The organism is Halorubrum californiense DSM 19288 (genome assembly GCF_000336875.1).
Taxonomy (GTDB): Archaea; Halobacteriota; Halobacteria; order Halobacteriales; family Haloferacaceae; genus Halorubrum; species Halorubrum californiense.
In genome coordinates this window covers 14,509-33,690 of record NZ_AOJK01000050.1, presented here as the reverse complement: position 1 = coordinate 33,690, position 19,182 = coordinate 14,509, and the positions used below count along the sequence as shown (strand labels likewise).

The 19,182-nt window shown below is 69.6% G+C and carries 22 protein-coding genes and 1 pseudogene; 10 read left to right on the top strand and 13 right to left on the bottom strand.

All coding sequences use genetic code 11. The annotated features are described in order from the left end of the window. Positions 1 to 77: 77 nt before the first annotated feature. Positions 78 to 362 (bottom strand): hypothetical protein, encoded by a 285-nt coding sequence (locus tag C463_RS10030; RefSeq protein ID WP_008443334.1) that lies wholly within the window; start codon positions 360 to 362, stop codon positions 78 to 80. 326 nt (positions 363 to 688) lie between these two features. On the opposite strand from C463_RS10030, the gene C463_RS10025 reads away from it, so the two are divergent. The 4 genes from C463_RS10025 (at position 689) to C463_RS10005 (ending at position 3,834) form a co-directional block, all read left to right on the top strand. Next, positions 689 to 988, top strand: a complete 300-nt coding sequence (locus C463_RS10025) for a DUF7344 domain-containing protein (protein WP_008443333.1) — start codon at positions 689 to 691, stop codon at positions 986 to 988. 94 nt (positions 989 to 1,082) lie between these two features. After that, on the top strand, positions 1,083 to 2,003 hold the full coding sequence (locus C463_RS10020) for a DNA adenine methylase (RefSeq protein WP_008443332.1): 921 nt from the start codon (positions 1,083 to 1,085) through the stop codon (positions 2,001 to 2,003). Between the two features lie 572 nt (positions 2,004 to 2,575). Beyond that, a complete protein-coding gene (locus C463_RS10010) occupies positions 2,576 to 3,025 on the top strand; it encodes a universal stress protein (protein WP_008443331.1) in 450 nt (149 codons plus the stop codon). Then, positions 3,025 to 3,834, top strand: coding sequence for a DUF63 family protein (locus tag C463_RS10005; protein ID WP_008443330.1), 810 nt, complete (start codon positions 3,025 to 3,027; stop codon positions 3,832 to 3,834). The genes C463_RS10010 and C463_RS10005 overlap by 1 nt, the downstream gene beginning before the upstream one ends. Before the next feature lie 22 nt (positions 3,835 to 3,856). Here the strand turns inward: C463_RS10005 and C463_RS10000 are convergent, their stop codons facing one another. The 6 genes from C463_RS10000 to C463_RS09975 all read right to left on the bottom strand — a co-directional run bounded on the left by C463_RS10000 (position 3,857) and on the right by C463_RS09975 (position 9,123). Continuing rightward, a complete protein-coding gene (locus C463_RS10000) occupies positions 3,857 to 4,339 on the bottom strand; it encodes a DUF456 domain-containing protein (protein ID WP_008443328.1) in 483 nt (160 codons plus the stop codon). 60 nt (positions 4,340 to 4,399) lie between these two features. Continuing rightward, positions 4,400 to 5,110, bottom strand: coding sequence for a class I SAM-dependent methyltransferase (locus C463_RS09995; RefSeq protein WP_008443327.1), 711 nt, complete (start codon positions 5,108 to 5,110; stop codon positions 4,400 to 4,402). Positions 5,111 to 5,472: 362 nt separating this feature from the next. After that, entirely contained in the window at positions 5,473 to 6,054 is a 582-nt protein-coding gene (locus tag C463_RS09990; protein ID WP_008443326.1) for a DUF2150 family protein, read from the bottom strand. An 85-nt stretch (positions 6,055 to 6,139) separates the two neighbouring features. Further along, a complete protein-coding gene (locus C463_RS09985; protein WP_008443325.1) occupies positions 6,140 to 6,997 on the bottom strand; it encodes a TatD family hydrolase in 858 nt (285 codons plus the stop codon). A gap of 126 nt (positions 6,998 to 7,123) precedes the next feature. Next, a complete protein-coding gene (locus C463_RS09980) occupies positions 7,124 to 8,173 on the bottom strand; it encodes a ring-cleaving dioxygenase (RefSeq protein WP_008443324.1) in 1,050 nt (349 codons plus the stop codon). A gap of 104 nt (positions 8,174 to 8,277) precedes the next feature. Next, positions 8,278 to 9,123, bottom strand: a complete 846-nt coding sequence (locus tag C463_RS09975) for a DUF7260 family protein (protein WP_008443323.1) — start codon at positions 9,121 to 9,123, stop codon at positions 8,278 to 8,280. 131 nt (positions 9,124 to 9,254) lie between these two features. Between C463_RS09975 and C463_RS09970 the strand changes: the two genes are divergently transcribed. Then, positions 9,255 to 9,620 (top strand): cupin domain-containing protein, encoded by a 366-nt coding sequence (locus C463_RS09970; protein ID WP_008443322.1) that lies wholly within the window; start codon positions 9,255 to 9,257, stop codon positions 9,618 to 9,620. A 22-nt stretch (positions 9,621 to 9,642) separates the two neighbouring features. Here C463_RS09970 and C463_RS09965 read toward each other — a convergent pair whose 3' ends face one another. Both C463_RS09965 and C463_RS09960 read right to left on the bottom strand, forming a co-directional pair. Then, complete coding sequence (locus C463_RS09965; RefSeq protein WP_008443320.1) at positions 9,643 to 10,008, bottom strand: hypothetical protein; 366 nt, start codon at positions 10,006 to 10,008, stop codon at positions 9,643 to 9,645. After that, complete coding sequence (locus C463_RS09960; protein ID WP_049905796.1) at positions 10,005 to 12,455, bottom strand: penicillin acylase family protein; 2,451 nt, start codon at positions 12,453 to 12,455, stop codon at positions 10,005 to 10,007. Before C463_RS09960 ends, C463_RS09965 begins: the two co-directional genes overlap by 4 nt. Positions 12,456 to 12,553: 98 nt before the next feature. Between C463_RS09960 and C463_RS09955 the strand changes: the two genes are divergently transcribed. Beyond that, positions 12,554 to 13,726, top strand: a complete 1,173-nt coding sequence (locus tag C463_RS09955; protein WP_008443318.1) for a tubulin/FtsZ family protein — start codon at positions 12,554 to 12,556, stop codon at positions 13,724 to 13,726. A 76-nt stretch (positions 13,727 to 13,802) separates the two neighbouring features. Here the strand turns inward: C463_RS09955 and C463_RS19685 are convergent, their stop codons facing one another. Then, positions 13,803 to 14,246 carry a DUF7544 domain-containing protein gene (locus tag C463_RS19685; protein WP_449271963.1) on the bottom strand — a complete coding sequence of 148 codons (444 nt, stop codon included), beginning with the start codon at positions 14,244 to 14,246 and terminating at the stop codon, positions 13,803 to 13,805. A gap of 100 nt (positions 14,247 to 14,346) precedes the next feature. Next, a pseudogene (locus C463_RS20315) lies at positions 14,347 to 14,808 on the bottom strand (DUF7544 domain-containing protein); the annotation flags it as partial. A 101-nt stretch (positions 14,809 to 14,909) separates the two neighbouring features. Here C463_RS20315 and C463_RS09940 point away from each other — a divergent pair. Continuing rightward, positions 14,910 to 15,650, top strand: coding sequence for a competence/damage-inducible protein A (locus C463_RS09940; protein WP_008443315.1), 741 nt, complete (start codon positions 14,910 to 14,912; stop codon positions 15,648 to 15,650). A 27-nt stretch (positions 15,651 to 15,677) separates the two neighbouring features. Here the strand turns inward: C463_RS09940 and C463_RS09935 are convergent, their stop codons facing one another. Together C463_RS09935 and C463_RS09930 are read right to left on the bottom strand one after the other, a co-directional pair. Continuing rightward, entirely contained in the window at positions 15,678 to 16,538 is an 861-nt protein-coding gene (locus C463_RS09935) for an SDR family NAD(P)-dependent oxidoreductase (RefSeq protein WP_008443314.1), read from the bottom strand. A 171-nt stretch (positions 16,539 to 16,709) separates the two neighbouring features. Beyond that, positions 16,710 to 17,036, bottom strand: coding sequence for a HalOD1 output domain-containing protein (locus tag C463_RS09930; protein ID WP_008443313.1), 327 nt, complete (start codon positions 17,034 to 17,036; stop codon positions 16,710 to 16,712). Between the two features lie 241 nt (positions 17,037 to 17,277). Here C463_RS09930 and C463_RS09925 point away from each other — a divergent pair, with 241 nt between their 5' ends. The 3 genes from C463_RS09925 to C463_RS09915 all read left to right on the top strand — a co-directional run bounded on the left by C463_RS09925 (position 17,278) and on the right by C463_RS09915 (position 19,158). Continuing rightward, positions 17,278 to 17,748 (top strand): DUF7575 domain-containing protein, encoded by a 471-nt coding sequence (locus C463_RS09925; RefSeq protein WP_008443311.1) that lies wholly within the window; start codon positions 17,278 to 17,280, stop codon positions 17,746 to 17,748. 2 nt (positions 17,749 to 17,750) lie between these two features. Next, positions 17,751 to 18,359: a TetR/AcrR family transcriptional regulator gene (locus C463_RS09920; RefSeq protein WP_008443310.1), complete on the top strand. Its 609-nt coding sequence runs from the start codon at positions 17,751 to 17,753 to the stop codon at positions 18,357 to 18,359. 64 nt (positions 18,360 to 18,423) lie between these two features. Next, a complete protein-coding gene (locus C463_RS09915; RefSeq protein ID WP_008443309.1) occupies positions 18,424 to 19,158 on the top strand; it encodes a CBS domain-containing protein in 735 nt (244 codons plus the stop codon). The last annotated feature ends 24 nt before the right edge of the window (positions 19,159 to 19,182 follow it).

Sequence of the window (19,182 nt, the reverse complement as noted above, 5' to 3'; positions counted from 1 at the left end):
GTGGCGTCGCTGCGGGGAGAGATTTTTTGAGAAGCGGTTCGGCGGCGTTTCGGCCCGAAGCCGAGCGGCCGGAACGGTTAGTTCGTCGTGATCCGGTACTCGACAGTCCCCAGACCGGGGAGCGTGAGCGTCTGGACGCGCCCGCTGCGCCGGCGCAGGGTCCGCAGGACGGACCGCGACAGGACGGCGAGCGCGACGGTGCCGGTCAGCAGCGCGACGGTCGCGACGGGGTGCGCGAACGCGACGAACAGTGCGACGACGAGCGCGAGGAACGCGAGGGTTCCCAGCGGCGAGCGACTGCCGGGGGGCGAGTTCCGGCCGAGCCGGTGCGCCTCCTCCGGTGCGATAGAGCCTTGGTACATATCTCATCGTACGGGCTCCGCCGACTAAAACCTTTCATTTTCCAAATAGTTTTTGAGAAATGATACCATGGTTCATGGCAGTAAATCATCTGAAACGGTTATTCATGCGGTGTAAGATGTACCATGGTACTCGCTAGTATACATCTCAAATATCTGTGAATTGGCGGCACGGCCTGCCGCAAAACCGTCGGTCACGAGACCGTGTCGGCCGCGGGTCGCGCTCACGGAACCGGGGAGATCCCGTGCCCCGGCGGCGGTGAGAGCCGCGTTCGCCGGCGCTTTTATTCCGCTCCGACGAAATCCGTACATACGGACAGAACCACACGATGACACTTGACACCCCCACCACCGACCCGACGGTCGTCGTTTCCGCGCCGGAGCGCAGGCGCGTGGTCGCCGGCCCCGTCGACGGCGCCGTCGAGGCGGTCGCTGACCTGCGCGTTCGCGGGCGGGCCGACGAGATCGCCGCCGAACTCCGCGAGACGCACCTGCCGGCCCTCGAGGAGGCCGGCCACATCGAGTGGGACCGCGAGGCCGGGACCATCGAGCCCGGCCCGAACTTCGAGGAGGCCGGGGGCCACGTCGACGACCTCCCGATGCCGGACGCCGAGCCCTCGAACGACTGACCGGATCGGGGGTTGGCACGCGACGCGTCGGTGCCGACCGGCGCGGACGCGGCCCGGGACGTTTATGCCCGGGCGCAGGCGACACCCGACAGCTATGGCCGAGCCGATCCTGAAGTGGGCCGGCGGGAAGCGGCAGCTGCTCGACGAGCTGTACGCCCGGTTCCCGTCGGCGTTCGGCCGCTACCACGAGCCGTTCGTCGGCGGCGGCGCCGTCTTCTTCGACCTCGAACCCGCACGCGCGACGGTCAACGACGCGAACCCGCGGCTGGTGAACTTCTACGAGCAGGTCCGTGACCGCCCCGACGAGCTGATCGCTCGGCTCACGTCGCTCGACGACCCCCAGAGCGACCCCGACCCGGACCTCCCGCACGCCGAGGAGACGGCCCGCGACCGGGAGGTGGACTCGTACTACTACCAACAGCGCGCGCGGTTCAACCGCCGGCCGTACGAGGGCGAGTTCGACCCGCTGGAGGAGGCCGCGCTCCTCCTCTACCTCAACCGTACCTGCTATAACGGGCTCTACCGCGAGAACGCCGACGGTGGGTTCAACGTCCCCATCGGCCGGTACGCCGATCCAGACTGGGTCCGGCGAGACCGGATCCGACGCGCGAGCGACCTGCTCGCCGACGCCGAGATCCGCAACGCCGACTTCGCGTACGTCCTCGACGTCGCGGAGCCGGGCGATCTGGTCTACTTCGACCCGCCCTACGAGCCGATGAGCGCGACCGCGAACTTCAACGAGTACAGCGCGTCGGGGTTCGACCGCGAGGACCAGCGTCGCCTGCTCGACGTCGCCGGCGAACTCGACGAGGCGGGCGTGTGGGTCGTGCTCTCGAACAGCGGCGTGATGTACGACGCGTACGCCGAGGCAGGCTTCCGCGTCGACCGCGAGGACGCGACGAGAGCGATCAACAGCGACGCCGACGGCCGCGACGCGGTCGACGAGATCGTCGCGACGAACGTCCCGCCCGCCGAGCGCCGGGAGGCCGGCCAGCGCGAACTCCCCGACTTCTGAGCCACGGGTTCGTTACAATGTTCGGAGTTCGGCACTTCTCGCCCTCGATCGCTCAGTACAGACGACATATCTACGGGCTCCGACCTACGGACTGTCTTCTTCGGGTTTCCAAATCCACGCGACGAATAGCCCGACAACCATTACCACCGCTGAGATCGGCTCAATCCATCGAAAGAGCAGCGATTTTGAGGAAAGCAAATCGTCGAGAAACACTCCACAGGTAGCACCGGCAAGAAAAACAAACATCCCGATAGTCCGGGTCGTATCCCAGTCATCTCTCTTCGATTGGTAAGCTGCTGTAAGCCAAGCGAAAACAAACAATCCGACAGCGAGCAGAGTCGTCCAGCCCATAATTGCGGATAATGGGTGTATAAAAAAGAATCCCGGTGTTATATTCGCACCCTTCAGCGACCAGCCGTTTCAAGCGAGAATTCGTCTGAACAAGCGGATTCAGGGGGATCGGCACGACGGAATCGCGCGGACCGGAGTATCGCGTCGGCCGCGGACCCGCGCGGTCGTCGGACCGCGGCGTTGGGGCGGGCTTTTTGACCTCCCCCGCCGACGGGTCGCGTATGACCGATCTCGACATCGACCTCGTCCTCGTGCCCGTCGACGGCAGCGAGGAGTCGCACGAGGCGGTCGATTACGCCATCGCGGTCGCGGACGAGTACGGCGCGAGCGTCCACGCGCTGTACGTCCTCGACGAGGAGGTCGTCCGCGCGATCGACCACGGCGTGGTCGACGAGAGCGAGGTGGCCGACGACTCCGAGGCGTTCACCGACTCCGTCGCGCGCCGCGCGGAGGCGGCCGGGGTTCCCCACAGCAACTCCATCGCGTACGGCTTCTCCACGTCGGTGAAGACCGTCCACCCCGGCAGCGTCGTCCTCGACACGGCCGAGGAACTGGAGTCCGACTTCATCGTCGTCCCGCGCGAACCGGTCTCCGGCGACCCCGGTGAGGTGCTGGGGAAGGCCGCCGAGTACGTCCTGCTGTACGCGAGCCAGCCGGTCCTGTCCGTCTGATGGTCGGCGGCCTCCTCCCGGCGGGCACGACGCTGCCGCCCCTGCCGCACCTCCTTGTCGTCCTGCTCGCGACCGGCGGGGTCGTCGCCGCGCTCCGGCGGCGGCGCCCGCGGGTGACCGCGCGGCGCGTGCTCGCGCTCGCCCCGTGGATGGCGCTCGGCTCCGCGGCGCACGTCCTCTACGTCGTCGACGCGCTCCCGCCCCTCCTCGCGCCCCTGGCCGGCTCGCCGACCGTCTACCTCACGGTGGGGTCGCTGGCGGGCGCGGCGTGGCTCACCGCCGACGCCGCCCGCCCGAACCGCGTCGCGGCGCCGCTCGCGGCCGCCGGCGCACTCATCCTGATCCCGGTCGTCGCCGTCGCGGTCGGGACCGGACTCTCTCCCACCGGCGCGCGCTGGTCGGCGGGCGCGCTCGCGCTCACCGTCCCGATCGCCGGCGCCGCGTGGGTCGTCCTGACACGCTTCCGGCCCGAGGCCGCGGTCACCGGCGGCGTCGGCGCGCTCGCGGTGTTCGGCCACGCGCTCGACGGCGTCTCGACCGCGGTCGGGACGACGCAGCTCGGCTTCGGCGAGCGCACGCCGCTCTCGCGGATCCTGCTGGAGATCGGCGGACTGCCGTCGCTTCCGGTCGTCGGCGAGGGGTGGCTGTTCCTCCTCGTGAAGCTCGCGGTCGCGAGCGCCGTCGTCTGGCTGTTCGCGGCGTACGTCCGCGAGGAGCCGGCCGAGGGGTACCTCCTCCTCGGCTTCGTCGCGGCCATGGGACTCGGCCCGGCCGCGCACAACCTGCTGTTGTTCTCCGTCGCGGCGTGAACTCGGAGTCCGGTGACCGGCGTCAGAGGACCGCCAGCGCGAACGCGACCGTGACGCCCGCGAGGAAGACCGCCTGAACGAACGCGCTGGCGAGGGCGCCCACCACCGCGTAGGCCGCCTGCCGAGCGGCCTCGCCCGTGTCGCCGTCGTGTTCGTCGAGGGCGGCGAGGAAGACGGTGCCCCCCAGCCCGACGACGAGTCCGATCGGGCCGAGCGGGATCAGGAGGGCGATCCCGACCAGCGTCCCGACGACGACGGTCCGCGTCGACGCGCCGCCGAGCTTTCCGGAGACCATCCCCGACACGAAGTCTGCGAGGGAAGCAAGAAGCGAGACGAGGACGAGCGCAACCATCACGACGAGGCTCGGCTCCGCGAAGCCGGTGGTGTACGCGTAGCCGACGACGGTCAGCGCCGCGAGGGCGCCGCCCGGCACGAGCGGGACGAACGAGCTGGCCGTCCAGACGACGAGCAGCGCAATCGCCAGTCCGGCCGCGAGGGAGACCATACGGGGTGAACGCCGCGCGCGTTCAAAAGCGCGTCTCCCGCCGCACCATCCCGAGTCCCGTCACTTGGGGACGTACACGAGGGGCTCGTGCCGGTGGGCGGCGTACGGGTCGGCGTCGTCGACCGCCGAGAACACGCTCTTCGGCCACGTCCCCAACACCTCGTGGATGCGCTCGTACGACAGCAGGCTCTCGCCCGCGAGGACCAGCTCGAACCGGTCGGCGAACCGCTCGGGGGCCCACACGGCGTCCTCGCCGAGCCGTTCGTGCGGCGCGTCCGCGATGCGCTCGTAGTGGGATTGTGCGAGCCGGTTGTGGTAGTGAACGACGAGGTAGCCGCCGGGTTCTACCGCGTCGTAGAGCCGCTCTAACGCTCGTTCAACGTCAGCCACGTAACACAGCGTGAACAGACAGGAGACCACGTCGAACCGGCGGTCGGGGTCGAACTCCGGGAGGACCGCCCGCTCGAAGGCGACCTCGCGGTCGGCTCCACGTGCGCGCTCGCGGTTCTCCGCGAGGACCGCCTCGGCGGCGTCATACCCGATGACGGTCGCGTCCGGGTAGCGCTCCGCGACCTCGAACGCGAGATCGCCCGGCCCGCACCCGACGTCGGCGTACGCGTTCGGGCCGTCTGGAAACCGCGCGGTCAGAAACCCGGCGAACGGCTCCGCGACGAGGTCCGCGCTCGGGCTCGTGTCCTCGCGCACCGACTCGTCGGCTCCGTCCCAGTACTCCCCCCAGTCGATGGTATTCGCGTATCGCGTCTCGGACATTGTTTAGATGTTGTGTCATTTTTGGCGCTCTACGACCTTTCGATCGGCTGTTCCGGACTCACGCGGGAGACAGAGAGGGCTGCTACGGAGAAAAACTTACCAAAAATAGTTACTTTACTACTCGCTTACTATTTCTCAGCGAAAATATTTATCTTTTGGGGTCGGAGTATCACGCTCACCCGAGTCGCCGTCTAAACAAATCGAGACCCTCGCTCGACCCCGCGCCCACGGCGGTCCCCGACGGAGACGCCGCTCCCCGATCCGGCTTCAGTCGGCTCGGGCCGCGCTCCGTTGCGACGCGCGCGGACCGTAGAACTATCCCCGGAACCAGTACGGACGTCGCCGGTTTCGGCCCGCTGCGCTCAGTCCTCTTCCTCGACGACTTCGGGGTCCTCGATGGCCGACTGGAGGGAGTCGAGCCCGTTGACCCACTCGGAGACGAGGCCGTACTCGAGGTCCTCGACGAGGTCGATGTCGAGCGTCTCGCCGTCGATGACGCGCGTGCCGGCCTGGACGACGTAGCCGAGCGCGGCGTCGAGGTCGTCGCCCTCCTCGGCCTCGGCGGCCGCGCGCACGAACTCGCTCACGTCGCCCTCGACGACGCCGCCGACGACGTACTCCTCGGCCGCGTAGAAGACGGGGACGAGCGAGGTCTGGACGCCGTCGATCAGCATCACCTTGTCCTCGTCGTCGAAATCGACGTCGGCGAGGACGATGTCACGAATGTCGCGGAGCTCCTCGACGGCGCGATCCTCGTCGATGCGTTCGTCGTCGAACGCGGCCAGCACCTTCACCACGGCGATCGCCGCGTCGTCTTGGAGGTTCAAGAGGAGCCGGGCGGAGTCCTCGTTCTCGGGATCGATCTCCTCCTCGGCCAGCCTGTCGAGCCAGTTCTGCCAGCGTTCGTCGGTATAGAACGTTTCAACGGCGTCGTCGTCGGTCATGTCCTGTACGTCGCCCGGCCAACTCAAATGCCTTTCCTATCGATCGCCGCCCGAGAGGGCGTCTCACTCGTGTGAATCGTCGGATTCAGGACTCGCGTTCCAGGGTCGCCTCGGTGTCGATCCCGTACACGGCTCGGGGGGTCTCGACGTGCGCCCGCCGGATCGCCTCGTCGTACCCTTTGTCGAGGAGCCAACGGACCCGCCGCGGGACGGTCTTCGGCCCCAACACCATCCCCGGCCGGTCCGGGTCGTCGACGAAGTCGGTCTCCATCAGGAACGGCTCGCCCGCCTCGGCGGCGCGCTCCAGCCGCTCCTTGTCGCTCATCACGCTCGGCGTGACGCCCGCGAGTTCGCCCGCGGCGTAGTGTTTGACGACGCGCGAGGGGTCGAGGCCGGACTCCTCGGCGACCGCGGCGAGGTCGGTCAGGTCCTCGGTGGCCTCGGTGTGGAGCTGGACCGCGCAGTCGACCTCCGCGCCCAGTTCGAACGCCCGCCGCGTGACCGCGTTCGACGCCGCCCACACCGCGTCGCTCACGTCGTAGTGCGGGCGGCCGGACTTCAGCGCGAGCGCGTCGCCGTCGGCGACGTACTCGCTCGCGACCTCCAGCCCGCCGCGCATGAGGTCGCGAGCCTCGTCGGGCGAGAAATCGCGCTCGTCGACGAGCCGGCTGATCAGCCCGGGGTGGACGCCGAGGACGGGCCACGCGCGCCCCGGGAGCGTCTCCGTCGCGGCCGCGACCGTCTCCAGCGTCTCCTCGAAGACGGCCCGGAAGTCGGCCGGTTCGTCCGGTTCGACGCCGAGCAGCCACGAGGGCTTGTTCACCACGAGCAGGTGGGTGCCGCCGAGCCGGACGAACTCCTCGACGGCCTCGACCCCGCGGCCGTGTCGCGGGTCGAGGTGGAGGTGGTCGTCCAAGACGGGCGTACCGAGGTCCTCGGTCATGCGTGGGCGTTCGGCCGCGGGCGATTAGAAGGATCGGTCTGCGGCGGTTGGGGCGCTGCGGCTGCGGCGGTCGGGAGCACGCCGGCCGCCGCTGCGGGCGCGACGCGCGGCCCGCACCGACGCCGTTCAGTCCGCGCGGTTCGCCGCGAACGCCGCGTCGGATCGCGGGACCGTCACGTCGGGGAGCCCGGCCTCGATCCGGTCGCGGCGGTCCGCGAACTGCCCCGGCAACACCAGCCGCTCGCCCAGTTCGTCGAGCGGTTCGTCGCTCGCGTACCCCGGGTCCGCGGTGGCGAGCTCGAAGAGGACGCCCGCGAACTCCCGGAAGTAGACCGAGCGGAACCAGTGGCGGTCGATCTGTTCGGTCGGGCGGAGTCCCATCGAGGCGACCGCGCCGCGCATCGCGGACTGGTCCGCGTCCGTCGGCGTCTGGAACGCGACGTGATGGAGCGTGCCGCGGCCCGAACTCCCCTGTCGGTCGGTCTCCACGACGTCGACGTACTTCCCGACCGGACCGTCCGCGGCGAAGCGAGTCCGGTCGTTTCCGGTCGCGTCCTCCGCCTCCGTCTCGGCCGCGGACGCGGTCTCCGTCAGTCCCATCGTGCGGAGGAGCCCCTCGGTGCGCTCGGCGTCGCCGAGCCACAGCGTGACCGAGTGGAAGCCGCGGATCGCGGCCGACTCGGGGACGAACGCGGTCCACGCCGTCGTCGGATCGTCGTCGGGAATCTCGACCGCGACCAGTTCGACGGGGAGCCCGTCGGGGTCGCGGAAGGGGAGGACCGTCTCGCCGAAGCGCTCCCCGCGGGCGTCGTAGTCGACGCCGCGCTCGTCGAACCGCGCCTCCCAGTAGTCGAGGCTGCCCTCCGGCACCCGGAACGCGGTCCGGGAGACCTGCCCGGCGCCGACCTCGCCCTCGGGCAGGTCCGTCCACGGGAAGAACGTCATGCTGGTGCCGGGCGTGCCCTCGGCGTCCCCGTAGAAGAAGTGGTACGTCCCGGGGTCGTCCTGGTTGATGGAGCGCTTCACGAGCCGGAGCCCGAGCGTCTCGGTCCAGAAGTCGAGGTTGCGCTGCGGGTCGCCCGCCACGCAGGTCACGTGGTGGATCCCGGGGGTGGGGGTCGGCCCCGCTTCGGCGACCTCGTCGGTTCCGGCGGCGGAGTCGGATGCGTCGGTCATGTAACGAGATACGTCCCGGAGGGACTTGAATCGGCGCGGACACGGGTGTTACCGGGTCCCCGTCGCGGTCGTGGACGGGAGGCGGATCGCGGGCGGAAGGCCGGTCAGTCTCCGCACGCCATCGCCCGCTCGATCCGGCTCCGGAGCGCCTCCAGTCGATCGCCGACGGTCCCGACCGCCGCGAGAGCCGGGTAGCTGACGTCGAGACGCTGGTAACAGTACTCCGGCAGGTCGAGGTCGTCGCCGAGCGCGAGCCGGCGCTCGTGGTCCGCGAGCACGCGCTGGCGGCGGGCCGCGATCCGGTCGCAGTCCTCGCGAAGCGCGACGGTCCGGGTCCGACAGGCGTCGAGCGCGCCGAACCCGGCGTCGGCCGCGTCGGCCTCGTCGCCGCCGAGTTCGTCCGCGATCGCCTCGATCTCCGACCGGATCGGATCGAGGCGGGAGCCGGCGCGCTCGACCGACTCGATCTCGGACTCAAGCGCGTCGAGGAACGCCTCGCGCTCCTGAACGGCGGTCTCGACGGCGCCGAGGAGGGAGCGCTTGTACTCCGCGCGGAAGCTCTGGGTCCGTGTGAGCGCGTACGCCATCTCCGGCCCGAACTCCTCCGAGACGCTCCGCTCGTAGGTGTCGTCGTACTCCTCGGCGTAGTGCGGGACCGACATCACCGTGTCCCGGTAGGCCTCCCTGACCGCGACGAGCCGGGAGCCGGGGCGCGGCGCGTTCCCGACCGCGTCCCGCACCGCGCCGCCGACTGCGCCGCCGACGCCGGCGGTGCCCTCGAATCCACCTCCCCCCGTCTCTGCGGCGTTCTCGTCCGGGATCGACGACACCCGGCTCCGGAACGCGCTCAGCGCCTCCCGCTCGTCGACCACTCGGCGCCGCTCGACCCGGAGCGCGGACCGCGCCGCCCGGATCGGATCGCTCCCGTCGTCCGCGTGAGTCGCTGCCATACGTCGCGCCACGCCGAGGCCCCTCGTAAACGCTTATATGAGACGTATCTGCCGCACCGGACGACTACGGAGTCGTATATAGATCCCGCGCCCGGGGCAGCGACTTTACCGCTCCGGCGCCGACCGACGGCATGGAGACGGTCTCTCTCACCGAGGCGTTCGACTCGTTCGACGAGACGTGGTCGCCGCGGCTCGCGGGCGAACTCAACGGGCAGGCGGTGAAGCTCGCGAAGGCGGACGGCGAGTTCGTCTGGCATCAACACGAAGCCGCCGACGAGCTGTTCCTCGTCAACGCGGGTCGACTCCGGATCGAGTTCCGCGACGAGGCGGACGCGGTGCTGGAGGCAGGCGAGTTCACGATCGTTCCGCGCGGGACCGAACACCGGCCCGTCGCCGAGCCCGAGGCCGAAATCCTCCTCTTCGAGCCGAGCGAGACGCGCAACACCGGCGACGTCGAGACCGACGAGACGGTGTCCGACTTGGAGCGGATCGACTGAGGACCGGACCCCGTGGTCCCGCTCACCTCACCACGGCGCGCGCGAGCGACCCGAACAGCGGCAGCCCCAGCCCCGATCCGACCGTGACGTATACGACCGGGACCATCTCCGGGACCGCCGCGGCCGACGGTCCGAGCGAGGCCGCGAACGCGGCGAGACAGACGACCCCCGCGCCGAGCGCGTAGCCGGCGCCGCGGCGGACCGTCGGCGCCGCGAGCGACGCGAGCGCGCCCGCGGCGATCAGCCCGAGCCAGTGGATCGACGCGAGCCCGACGCCGGCGGCGAGCGCCCCGACGACCGCGACCGCGTGCGGTCGCGGCTCGGTCCTGATCCGGTGGAGCAGCGACGGCGACTTCCGGGACGCGATCGATTCGAGGGAGTCGCTCACTGCGATCCCCCCGGCTCGAACCGCACCGCCGGCTCGCCGCCGGCCCCGAGCGGCATCGGGCGCTGGTCGTTTTCGAGCCAGCGCCGGAGCTGGTCGTCGTAGTGCTCGGAGAAGTAGTCGCCGGAGTTGCCGCCCGGCAGGACCGCGGTCGCGTCGGTCCCCGGCCGCACCACCATCCGCCAGCTCGACCCGACCGCGGACTCGACGCGGTAGTTCATCACCGTCGCCGGCGACCCGTCCGCCGGCAGCTCCGCGTAGTTCAGGAACGGCGCTTCGCCGCCGAGGGGGTGGCTCATCGCCCGGGTGGTGTTGTAGTCGCCGTACGTCTCCCACCCTTCCGCCTCGACTTCGTCGAGCGCGTCGCGGAGCGCTCTCACCGCGAGGGCCGACCGCGACCGGCCGTCGAACAGCGGGTCGTCGTCGGGCAGCCGCGCGAGCGTCCAGTCGCTCGGGTAGTACCCCTCGCCGAGGTCGGCGTCGGCGAACGCCGGGCCGAAGACGCGCTCGCGGAAGTGTGGGAGGTAGCGGGCGAACAGCAGCGCGGCGCGCGAGTCGCGTCGCATCCGGTAGTCCCACCCGTCGAGGGCGTCCGCGGCGTCGACGAGCGACGGGCCGAGGCCGTCGCGGTCGCGGACCGCCGTGACTATTTCTGGGACCAGCTCCGGGGCGCGCCCGTCCCGAACGTCGCGCTGGAGCGCGCGGTGGAAGCCGGGGGCGGTCGGGCCGTCGGCGTTCCCACCGTCGGTCTCGCCGCCGTCGACCGCCTCGTCGAGCCCGGCGGCGATCCGCGCGCCGCGGTAGGGGGTCGCGTAGTCGACGCCGATGTAGTGGGTCGGGTCGTCGATCGGTCGCTGGTTGGCCGTCGAGAGGACGTCGGGGTCGATCGCGTGCGGCTTCTCTTCGAATGGGACGAAGCCCTCCCACGAGGACTCGCCGAACGGCTCGAACCCCCGCCACTCCCCCTCGCCCGCGGAGCCGTCGAAGATCCGGTCGCCGTCGACGACCTCGCCGTCGGTCCGGCGGATCGGGAGTCGTCCGGTCGCGAAGTAGAGGGTCCGGCCGTCGGCGTCCGCGTACACGAGGTTCTGCGTCGGCAGGTCGAAGTCACGCGTCGCCTCCAGTACGTCGTCGAGCCCCTCGCTGCGCCCGTACGCCTCGATGGCGACCGTCGTGCGCGTCGCGGTGTGGCCGGTCCACGCGACGCCGACCGTCTGATCCTCGCGCTCGATCAGAGGGCCGTGGACGGTGCGGCGCACGCGGAGTTCGCGGTCCTCGCCGCCGGCGACCGGGATCGGCTCGCGCTCGTCGACCTCGAAGGGCCGCCACTCCCCGTCGTACCGGTAGCGGTCGCCCGCGTCGTCGATATCGTACTGGTAGCAGTCCAACACGTCGGCACCGAGGTTGGTGAACGACCACGCGCCGCGGTCGTTCGCGCCCGCGATGACGAACGGGACCCCGGAGAACGTTGCGCCCCGCACCGATCGCTCGGGGGTATCGACCGACTGCTCGTACCACAACGGCGGCGCTTGGAGGGAGAGGTGCGGGTCGTACGCGAGTATCGGCGTCCCGCTCGCGGTGTGTTCGCCCGAGACGACCCAGCTGTTCGAGCCGACGCCCGTCGGCGACTCGAAGCCCGAGAGCCAGTCTGTCAGGGAGGGATCGACGGGGTCGACGGAGCCGTTCGGCGCGCCGGTCGTGGCGCGCTCGCCCGCACCGCGGACGCTCTCGGCGCTCCCACCCAGCCGCGTCTCGGTGCCGTCGAGGATCGCGTCGTCGTGGTCGTACCGCGTCGGAAACAGGGTTTCCGCGCGCTTCGCGCCGAGGTGATCGGCGACGAGCGCGCGGCGCAGTTCGGCGAAGTCACCGGTGAGCGTCCACGATATCTGCTTTTCCATCAGCATCGAGTCGACCGGGGTCCACGGCTCCGGCTCGTAACCGATCAGCTCGAACTCCAGCGGGAGCGGCAGGTCGTCCATCGCGGCGTTGACCCCGTCTGCGAACGCCTCGACGAGCGGGCCGGCGCGGGTCTCGGCGACGACCTCCCAAGTCGCCGCCGCGGCGTCGGCGAAGCCCATCGCGACGTTGAACTCGTCGCCGCCGAGCGTCGCCTCGCCGATCACCTCCGAGAGCCGCCCGCGCATCACCCGGCGCTGGAGGTCCATCGCGAACAGCCGATCGAACGCCTGACAGTAGCCGACCGCGAAGTACGCCGCGGGCTCCTCGTCCGCCTCGATCTGCGGCACGCCGAACTCGTCGCGGGCGACCGTCGCCGCCCCGTGCGGGCTCTCGACAGTCTCCGGGAGGGACCGGTCGGCGGCGTCCCACGCCTTGCCCGACAGCGGCGCGAACGAGTCGAGGCGGTCGGCCGCGTCGCTCGCCGCCAGCCCGGCGCTGCCGGCCGCGAGGACGCTCGCGAGGACCGCGCGGCGCGTGGTGTCACGTGTCACCTCCCAAGCGAGGCCGCGATCCTTCATTATAATTTGGATCGGATCGGGCTTCGAACCTTTATTTGTCCGTCCCGCGTAGATACGTGCGGTGTGTTCACATGAAACACGCATTGATCGGGGTCGGACAGGCGGGCGGGAAGGTGGTCGACGAGTTCCTGGCCTACGACGCGGAGACGGGCGCGGACATCGTTCGGGGAGCGATCGCGGTCAACACGGCGAAAGCGGATCTCGACGGCATCGACCGCCTCCCGGCTGACCGCCGGATCCTGATCGGGCAGTCGCGAGTCAAGGGCCACGGCGTGGGCGCGGACAACGAACTGGGCGCGGAAGTGGCCGAGGAGGACATCGACGAGATCCGGGGGGCGCTCGACTCGGTGCCGGTCCACGAGATAGACGCGTTCCTCGTCGTCGCGGGGCTCGGCGGCGGGACGGGGTCGGGCGGCGCACCCGTGATCGCGAAGAACCTCAAACGGATCTACACCGAACCCGTCTACGGGCTCGGCATTCTGCCCGGCAGCGACGAGGGCGGGATCTACACGCTGAACGCCGCTCGATCGCTCAAGACGTTCGTCGACGAGGTGGACAACCTCCTGTTGTTCGACAACGACGCGTGGCGCAGTTCGGGCGAGTCCGTCGGGGAGGGGTTCGACGCGATCAACAGGGAGCTGGTCCAGCGGTTCGGCGTGCTGTTCAGCGCCGGCGAAATCACCGAGGGGAGCGACGTCGCCGAGAGCGTGGTCGACTCCTCCGAGATCATCAACACGCTCAAAGGCGGCGGCATTTCCTCGCTGGGGTACGCCGACGTCGAGGTGGACGAACCGAAGCGCTCGGGGTTGCTGTCGCGGCTCCGCGACGACTCGACCGCCGGGATCGACAGCACGGAGGCCACCAACCGGGTCACGAGCCTCGTCCGGAAAGCGACGCTCGGTCGGCTCACCCTGCCCTGCGAGGTGAGCGGCACGGAGCGCGCGCTGCTCGTCGTCGCCGGGCCGCCGGCGTATCTCAACCGGAAGGGGATCGAGCACGGTCGCAAGTGGCTCGAAGAGCAGACCGGCTCGATGGAGGTCCGCGGCGGCGACTACCCGCGACGCGGCGAGGGGACGGTCGCGGCGCTCGTGCTGCTCGGCGGCGTGACGAACGTCCCGCGGGTCAAGGAGCTTCAGCAGGTCGCGATCGAGGCGCAACGGAACTTGGGCGAGATCACCGACGAGAGCGAGGACCGCTTCGCGGAGCTGATCGACAGCGACGGCGAGTTGGAGTCGCTGTTTTGACCGCCCCTTGGCCGCTCGGCGGGGTTCACAGAACCGTCACGGTCCCGAGCAGCGCTGTGTCGCTGAGCCGGCCTCGTCACCGATCCGCGACCGACGGCCGCCGATCGGTGAGGACGTCGAACGACTCCTCGATGTCGCCGAGCACGAGCAGCGCGTAGTACCGGAGGGACGTCACGACGGGGACCTGTGAGAGCGTCCCGACGACGAGCAGCGCGACGAGGAACAGGACTGCGAGCGCGATGAGGACGGCGAGTCCGATCGGTGAAGCTAACGAGACGGTTACGTGGACGACCGCGGCCGCGACGAGGATGGGGATCAAGAGCACGACCGCGACGATACCGACGACGACGGAGACGATGACCCCGGTCGCGGCCGTCAACAGGAACGCGACCGCGACGTATGCCAGGTACTGTTTCCACGAGCTCCTGATCGACGGCCAGAGGCGACGCCACGCCGCGAGCACGCCCGAGTCCGACTGGACCATGAGCGGTACGACGAAGGCGGTCGTGAACCCCGACACCAACGCGTACGCGACGCCGACGAGACCCAACAGGGGGAATCCCGACGAGAAACGTCGCGGCGGAGAACGAGGGATCGCGTCCGGTAAGGACGGGACCGACGAGCAGTGCGATCCAGCCGGCGAACAGCGCGAGCGTCGGGAGTCCGATCGCGACCCGGAAGCCGAACAGGCGGAGCCCCTGCCGCCACCGCCGGCGCCAGTAGCGTCGGAGCGTCACCTCGCCGGTGCGGAGCGACTCGATCAGCACGAACTCCATGACCGATCCGATCAGCGCGACCACGGCGAGGAGCAGGAGTCCCACGGCGACGACCGCGACGACGAGCGTCAGCAGGTCGACCGGAAGGTCGGAGGGTATCTCATCGGTAGAGATGTCTCCCGGCGGTGCCGACGCGCTGAACTGTGCCGTCGGGAAGCTTACGCCACCCCCGACGAAGAACGCGACGACCGCGAGCTTCAGCCAGCGGCGCACGGTGAGGGGAGTCAGGAACTCCCGGGTGACGCTGAACGCTCTCTCTACGTTTTCGACTGCGTGGGGGGGGAGGGTGTAAATTGAGGTAGACAAACCGCATAGTTAGCCCTTCTGGTGGTTGCTTACCTGACGTGTCCCAACTCCCCCTCGGCGGCGGGAAACGTACATCCGTCGCCCGGACGTACGGCGGATCGATGGAGGTCGCGCTGATCACGGTCGGGGACGAACTGCTCTCGGGCGACACGGTGAACACGAACGCCAACTGGCTCGCCGCGGCGCTGAGCGAGCGCGGCGTCGCCGTGCCGCGGATCCTCTCGATCCCTGACGACAGGGCCGAGATAGCGGCGCGGGTCCGGGAGTACGCGGCGGACTTCGACGCCGTGATCGTGACGGGCGGCATCGGCAGCACACCGGACGACGTGACGATGGAGGCGGTCGCGGACGCGTTCGACAGCGAGATGACCCCCACGGACCTCACGCGCGAGTCCGTCGAGCGGCGGCTGGCCGCGATCCGCGAGCGGGTCCCCGACCGCGAGTTCGATGTCGACATCGAGGCCGAGGCGTCGGTTCCGGAGGGGAGCCGCCCGCTCGTGACCGACGCGGGGCTCGCGCCCGGCTGCGTCGTCGAGAACGTGTACGTCATGCCCGGCATCCCCGACGAACTGAAGGCGACGTTCGAGGCGGTCGCCGACGAGTTCGCTGGTGATCGGCGCTCGCGGTTCCTCTACACCGTCGAGCCCGAGTCGAACATCATCGCCGCCCTGGAGGAGGCGATGGACCGGTTCGACGTCGCTGTCGGCTGCTACCCCGACCGCGAGGCCGACCACAACCGGCTGAAGGTGACCGCGACCGACGACGACGCGCTCGACGCGGCCGCGGCGTGGCTGCTGGAGAACGTCGACGCGAGCGAGACGCCGGTGTCGCGGGACTGGTGACGCGGGAGGCCGAGACGGCGAGCGCGCTCAGTCTGCCGCCTGTCCGCCGTCGACCGGGATCGTGTGTCCCGTGATGTAGGAGGCGTCCGACGAGCAGAGGAACGCGACCGCGCCGGCGATCTCTTCGGGGTCGGCGATGCGGTCCATCGGCACGTCGCGCATCGCCGACGTGTCGTAGTCCGCGCGGATGGTCCGTATCGCCGTCCGGATCAGACGTATCGCCGTCCGGATCAGACGTATCGCCGTCCGGAACCGGTCGCGGAGCGAGGGCGTCGAACCGCCGGGCCCATCGCCGAGCAGGCCGGACTGGATGTTCGTCTTCGTCGGGCCGGGGGCGACCGCGTTGACTCGGATCCCTTGCTCGGCGTGTTCGAGCGCGACCGACTTCGTCAGGCCGACGACGCCGTGTTTGCTCGCCGAGTAGCTTGAGAGCCCGGGCATCCCGACGAGCCCGGCCTCCGACGCGGTTTTGACGATAGCGCCCTCGCCCTGCGATTTCATCACCGGGATTTCGGCCTTCAGACACGCCCAGGCGCCCTTCAGGTTCACGTCGATGATCCGGTTCCAGCGCGCCTCGGATATCCCCGTCACGTCGACGAAGTCGGTCAGGATGCCGGCGTTGTTGTGCGCGAACTCCAGGCTCCCGTACGTCTCGACCGCGATGTCGACCATCCGCTCGACCGAGTCGGTGTCCGCCACGTCGACCTCGACGAACGTCGCCTCGCCGCCGGCGTCTTCGATCAGCTCGACCGTCTCTTGCCCCTCGGCGGTCGCGATGTCCGCCACCACGACGCTCGCGCCCTCCTCGGCGAAGCGCAGCGCCGAGGCGCGACCGATGCCCGAGCCCGCGCCGGTAACCAGCGCCGTCTTGCCGTCGATTCCGTTCATGATCGATGTCCCGGTCCCGCCGGCGGCTCAAAGCTCTTCAGGTACCGGGACCCGGCAGCCCCGAGAGGAAGCGGCTGTCTAGCGTTCGGTCACCCGTCCGGAACGGTCGGTGACCACTGAAAGGTGCGAATCGACACGCACCGTTCGGCGTCGCGGCCGCTCCGCGATGTCTCAGTTGTCCGCGGCGGCCGTCTCGCCGACCGGACTGACCGAGACCTGTCCGCTGCTGTGGACCGACACGACGCACTCGGAGAGGACGAACTTGACGACCCCGGTCGAGGGCGTCGCCGTCCCCTCGCTCTCGCCGAACAGCCGGCTGAGGGCGACCGCGTGCGCTCGGTCGTACTGAGACGCGACCGTCGAGCGGGCCGTCCCGGTGGCGCTCGACACGGCGTCGGTGACGGCCTCGTAGAGGGACGATTCGTCGTCCCAGCGGGCGAGCTGGCGGTCGTGCCACGGTGCCGTCGATTCGTCGGCGGATCGGGTTTCGCGGGTCATGGTTCGGTCGAGGGCGTCTGTTCGCCCGTGGCTCTTACTGAACGTTCGGTAAGTATTAACCTTTCGGCCGGAGGCGTCGCCGAACGCGAGGCGTTCTCGCCGTCGTCTCCACTTTGGATGAGAGCCACTTGAGGGCCAATATCGGCGGTTTAACCGTCGATCAGTGTCTGAAGCTGCGCTCCGACTCGCGCGTCGCGACACGGACGAAGCGCTTTTACCTACCGAACGTTCAGTATACGGTATGGCACGCGTCTCGCTCCGAAAGAATCCGCTGCTCGCCGCCGTGTTGGGGACGTTAGCCACCGGGCTCGGACACCTGTATCTCCGGCGCTGGCTCCGCGCGATCGGGTGGCTCTCGGCCACCTACGCGGCGACGGTACTGTTCGTCCCCGAGTCGGCGCTGTCCGCGCTGAGCACCGGCACGCTCGCCGACCCGTTCTCGCTGCTCCCGATCGTCCTCGTCAGCGCCGCCAGCGTCGTCGACGCCTACCTCGTCGCGACCGCCGAGCGCCGGTCCGACGGCGATCGGGCGGCCGACGCGGCGGGAGCGACGGACGCGACGGACGCGACGGCTGCCGACGAACCGCCGACGTGTCCCGCCTGCGGGAAGCCGGTCGACCCGGACATCGGATTCTGTCACTGGTGTACGACCGAGCTCGAGGCCGTCGACCCCGCCGAGGGCGGGCGGCCGACCGAGCGGGGGTCGGACTGACGATGGTCGCCGACGCGCCCGAGCGTGACTGGAGCGCCGCTGAAGAGGAGATCATGGAGGCGACCTACCGGGCGCTGCTCGAACACGGCTACGCGGGGCTGTCGATCTCTCGGATCGCCGCGGAGCTCGGGAAGTCCAAGGCCGCCATCTACTACCACTACGACGCCAAGGACGACCTCTTGGTCGCGTTCCTCGAGTTCGCCGTCGACAGGTTCGAAGCGACGATCGCGACCGAGACCGGCGACGAGCCGACGGCCGACCTCGAACACGTCATCGAGAAGCTCCTCCCGCTCCAGCCCGACGAGGAGCAGCACCAGCTGCAGGCCGTGCTGGTCGGGCTCCGGTCGCAGGCCGTGACGAACGAGGTGTTCCGCGAGCAGTTCACGCGGATCGACGACCGGCTGGCGGCCACCATCCGGGACATCGTCGAGCGCGGCATCGACGAGGGGGCGTTCCGCGACGTCGACCCGTCACGGGTCGCCGAGCACATCCTCGCGACGGTCAACGGCGCGATGTACGCCCGGGCGACGACCGATCGCGAGAGCGCCGCGGCGGCGACGCGCGTCTCCATCGCCTCGTACGTCGACTCAGAGCTCCGGCGTCAGCCGTGAACGAAACCGCCGCGCGGCTGCGCGGAACCACGTAGCTTTCCACGCGACGACACGACAGCTATCCATGTACACGATCGCAGACCTCCCGATCGACAACCGACTCCGGACCGTCCAGTACGATCTCGAACTCGAATCGGCGCTCCGCCGAACGTTCGAGAACGGCTACACGCAGGTCGGCGTCGAACGCGACGGCCAACTCGTCGGGATCGTCACCTACCGGTCGGTCGTCCGTACGCTGCTCGCGTTCCACCAACTGGACGTCGGCCACAAGACGCTGGACAAGGTCTCGGTCGGGGCGGCGGTCGAGGACGCCCACACGGTCAGCGAGGACGAGCCCGTCCTCGCGGTGTTCGACGCGCTCGCCGAGCACACGTACATCGTCGTCGACAGGGGTGAGGGGTGGCACATCCTGACGGACTACGACCTCCTGACGCGGTTGAAGCGGATGCTCGAACCGTTCCTGCTGATCGAGTCGATCGAGATGCGGCTGCGCGAGATCCTCGGGCGGGCGTTCGGCGACGGCCTGTCGGAGGAGCTGGCCGCGACGTTCGACGAAGACCACCCGCTGCCGACCCCGGCGTCCGTCGACCACTGTAGCTACGCGCACTACGCCCAGTTCATCTCCATCCACTGGGCGGAGTTCGAACCGATCTTCGACGACCAGCAGGACGTGATCCGCGAACTGGTGCTCGAAATCGGCGACATGCGCAACCGACTCTTCCACTTCCGGATCGACGATCCGGAGGAGTTCGACCGCGACCTCCTTCGGTTCGGGCAGTCGTACTTCTCTTCCGTGTGAACCCCGGCCGACCGCGGAGACGGA

Bases quoted from the DNA above. Each gene is read 5' to 3' on its own strand.
- C463_RS10030 (WP_008443334.1), bottom strand. From the start codon at position 362: ATGTACCAAGGCTCTATCGCACCGGAGGAGGCGCACCGGCTCGGCCGG.
- C463_RS10025 (WP_008443333.1), top strand. From the start codon at position 689: ATGACACTTGACACCCCCACCACCGACCCGACGGTCGTCGTTTCCGCG.
- C463_RS10020 (WP_008443332.1), top strand. From the start codon at position 1,083: ATGGCCGAGCCGATCCTGAAGTGGGCCGGCGGGAAGCGGCAGCTGCTC.
- C463_RS10010 (WP_008443331.1), top strand. From the start codon at position 2,576: ATGACCGATCTCGACATCGACCTCGTCCTCGTGCCCGTCGACGGCAGC.
- C463_RS10005 (WP_008443330.1), top strand. From the start codon at position 3,025: ATGGTCGGCGGCCTCCTCCCGGCGGGCACGACGCTGCCGCCCCTGCCG.
- C463_RS10000 (WP_008443328.1), bottom strand. From the start codon at position 4,339: ATGGTCTCCCTCGCGGCCGGACTGGCGATTGCGCTGCTCGTCGTCTGG.
- C463_RS09995 (WP_008443327.1), bottom strand. From the start codon at position 5,110: ATGTCCGAGACGCGATACGCGAATACCATCGACTGGGGGGAGTACTGG.
- C463_RS09990 (WP_008443326.1), bottom strand. From the start codon at position 6,054: ATGACCGACGACGACGCCGTTGAAACGTTCTATACCGACGAACGCTGG.
- C463_RS09985 (WP_008443325.1), bottom strand. From the start codon at position 6,997: ATGACCGAGGACCTCGGTACGCCCGTCTTGGACGACCACCTCCACCTC.
- C463_RS09980 (WP_008443324.1), bottom strand. From the start codon at position 8,173: ATGACCGACGCATCCGACTCCGCCGCCGGAACCGACGAGGTCGCCGAA.
- C463_RS09975 (WP_008443323.1), bottom strand. From the start codon at position 9,123: ATGGCAGCGACTCACGCGGACGACGGGAGCGATCCGATCCGGGCGGCG.
- C463_RS09970 (WP_008443322.1), top strand. From the start codon at position 9,255: ATGGAGACGGTCTCTCTCACCGAGGCGTTCGACTCGTTCGACGAGACG.
- C463_RS09955 (WP_008443318.1), top strand. From the start codon at position 12,554: ATGAAACACGCATTGATCGGGGTCGGACAGGCGGGCGGGAAGGTGGTC.
- C463_RS09940 (WP_008443315.1), top strand. From the start codon at position 14,910: ATGGAGGTCGCGCTGATCACGGTCGGGGACGAACTGCTCTCGGGCGAC.
- C463_RS09935 (WP_008443314.1), bottom strand. From the start codon at position 16,538: ATGAACGGAATCGACGGCAAGACGGCGCTGGTTACCGGCGCGGGCTCG.
- C463_RS09930 (WP_008443313.1), bottom strand. From the start codon at position 17,036: ATGACCCGCGAAACCCGATCCGCCGACGAATCGACGGCACCGTGGCAC.
- C463_RS09925 (WP_008443311.1), top strand. From the start codon at position 17,278: ATGGCACGCGTCTCGCTCCGAAAGAATCCGCTGCTCGCCGCCGTGTTG.
- C463_RS09920 (WP_008443310.1), top strand. From the start codon at position 17,751: ATGGTCGCCGACGCGCCCGAGCGTGACTGGAGCGCCGCTGAAGAGGAG.
- C463_RS09915 (WP_008443309.1), top strand. From the start codon at position 18,424: ATGTACACGATCGCAGACCTCCCGATCGACAACCGACTCCGGACCGTC.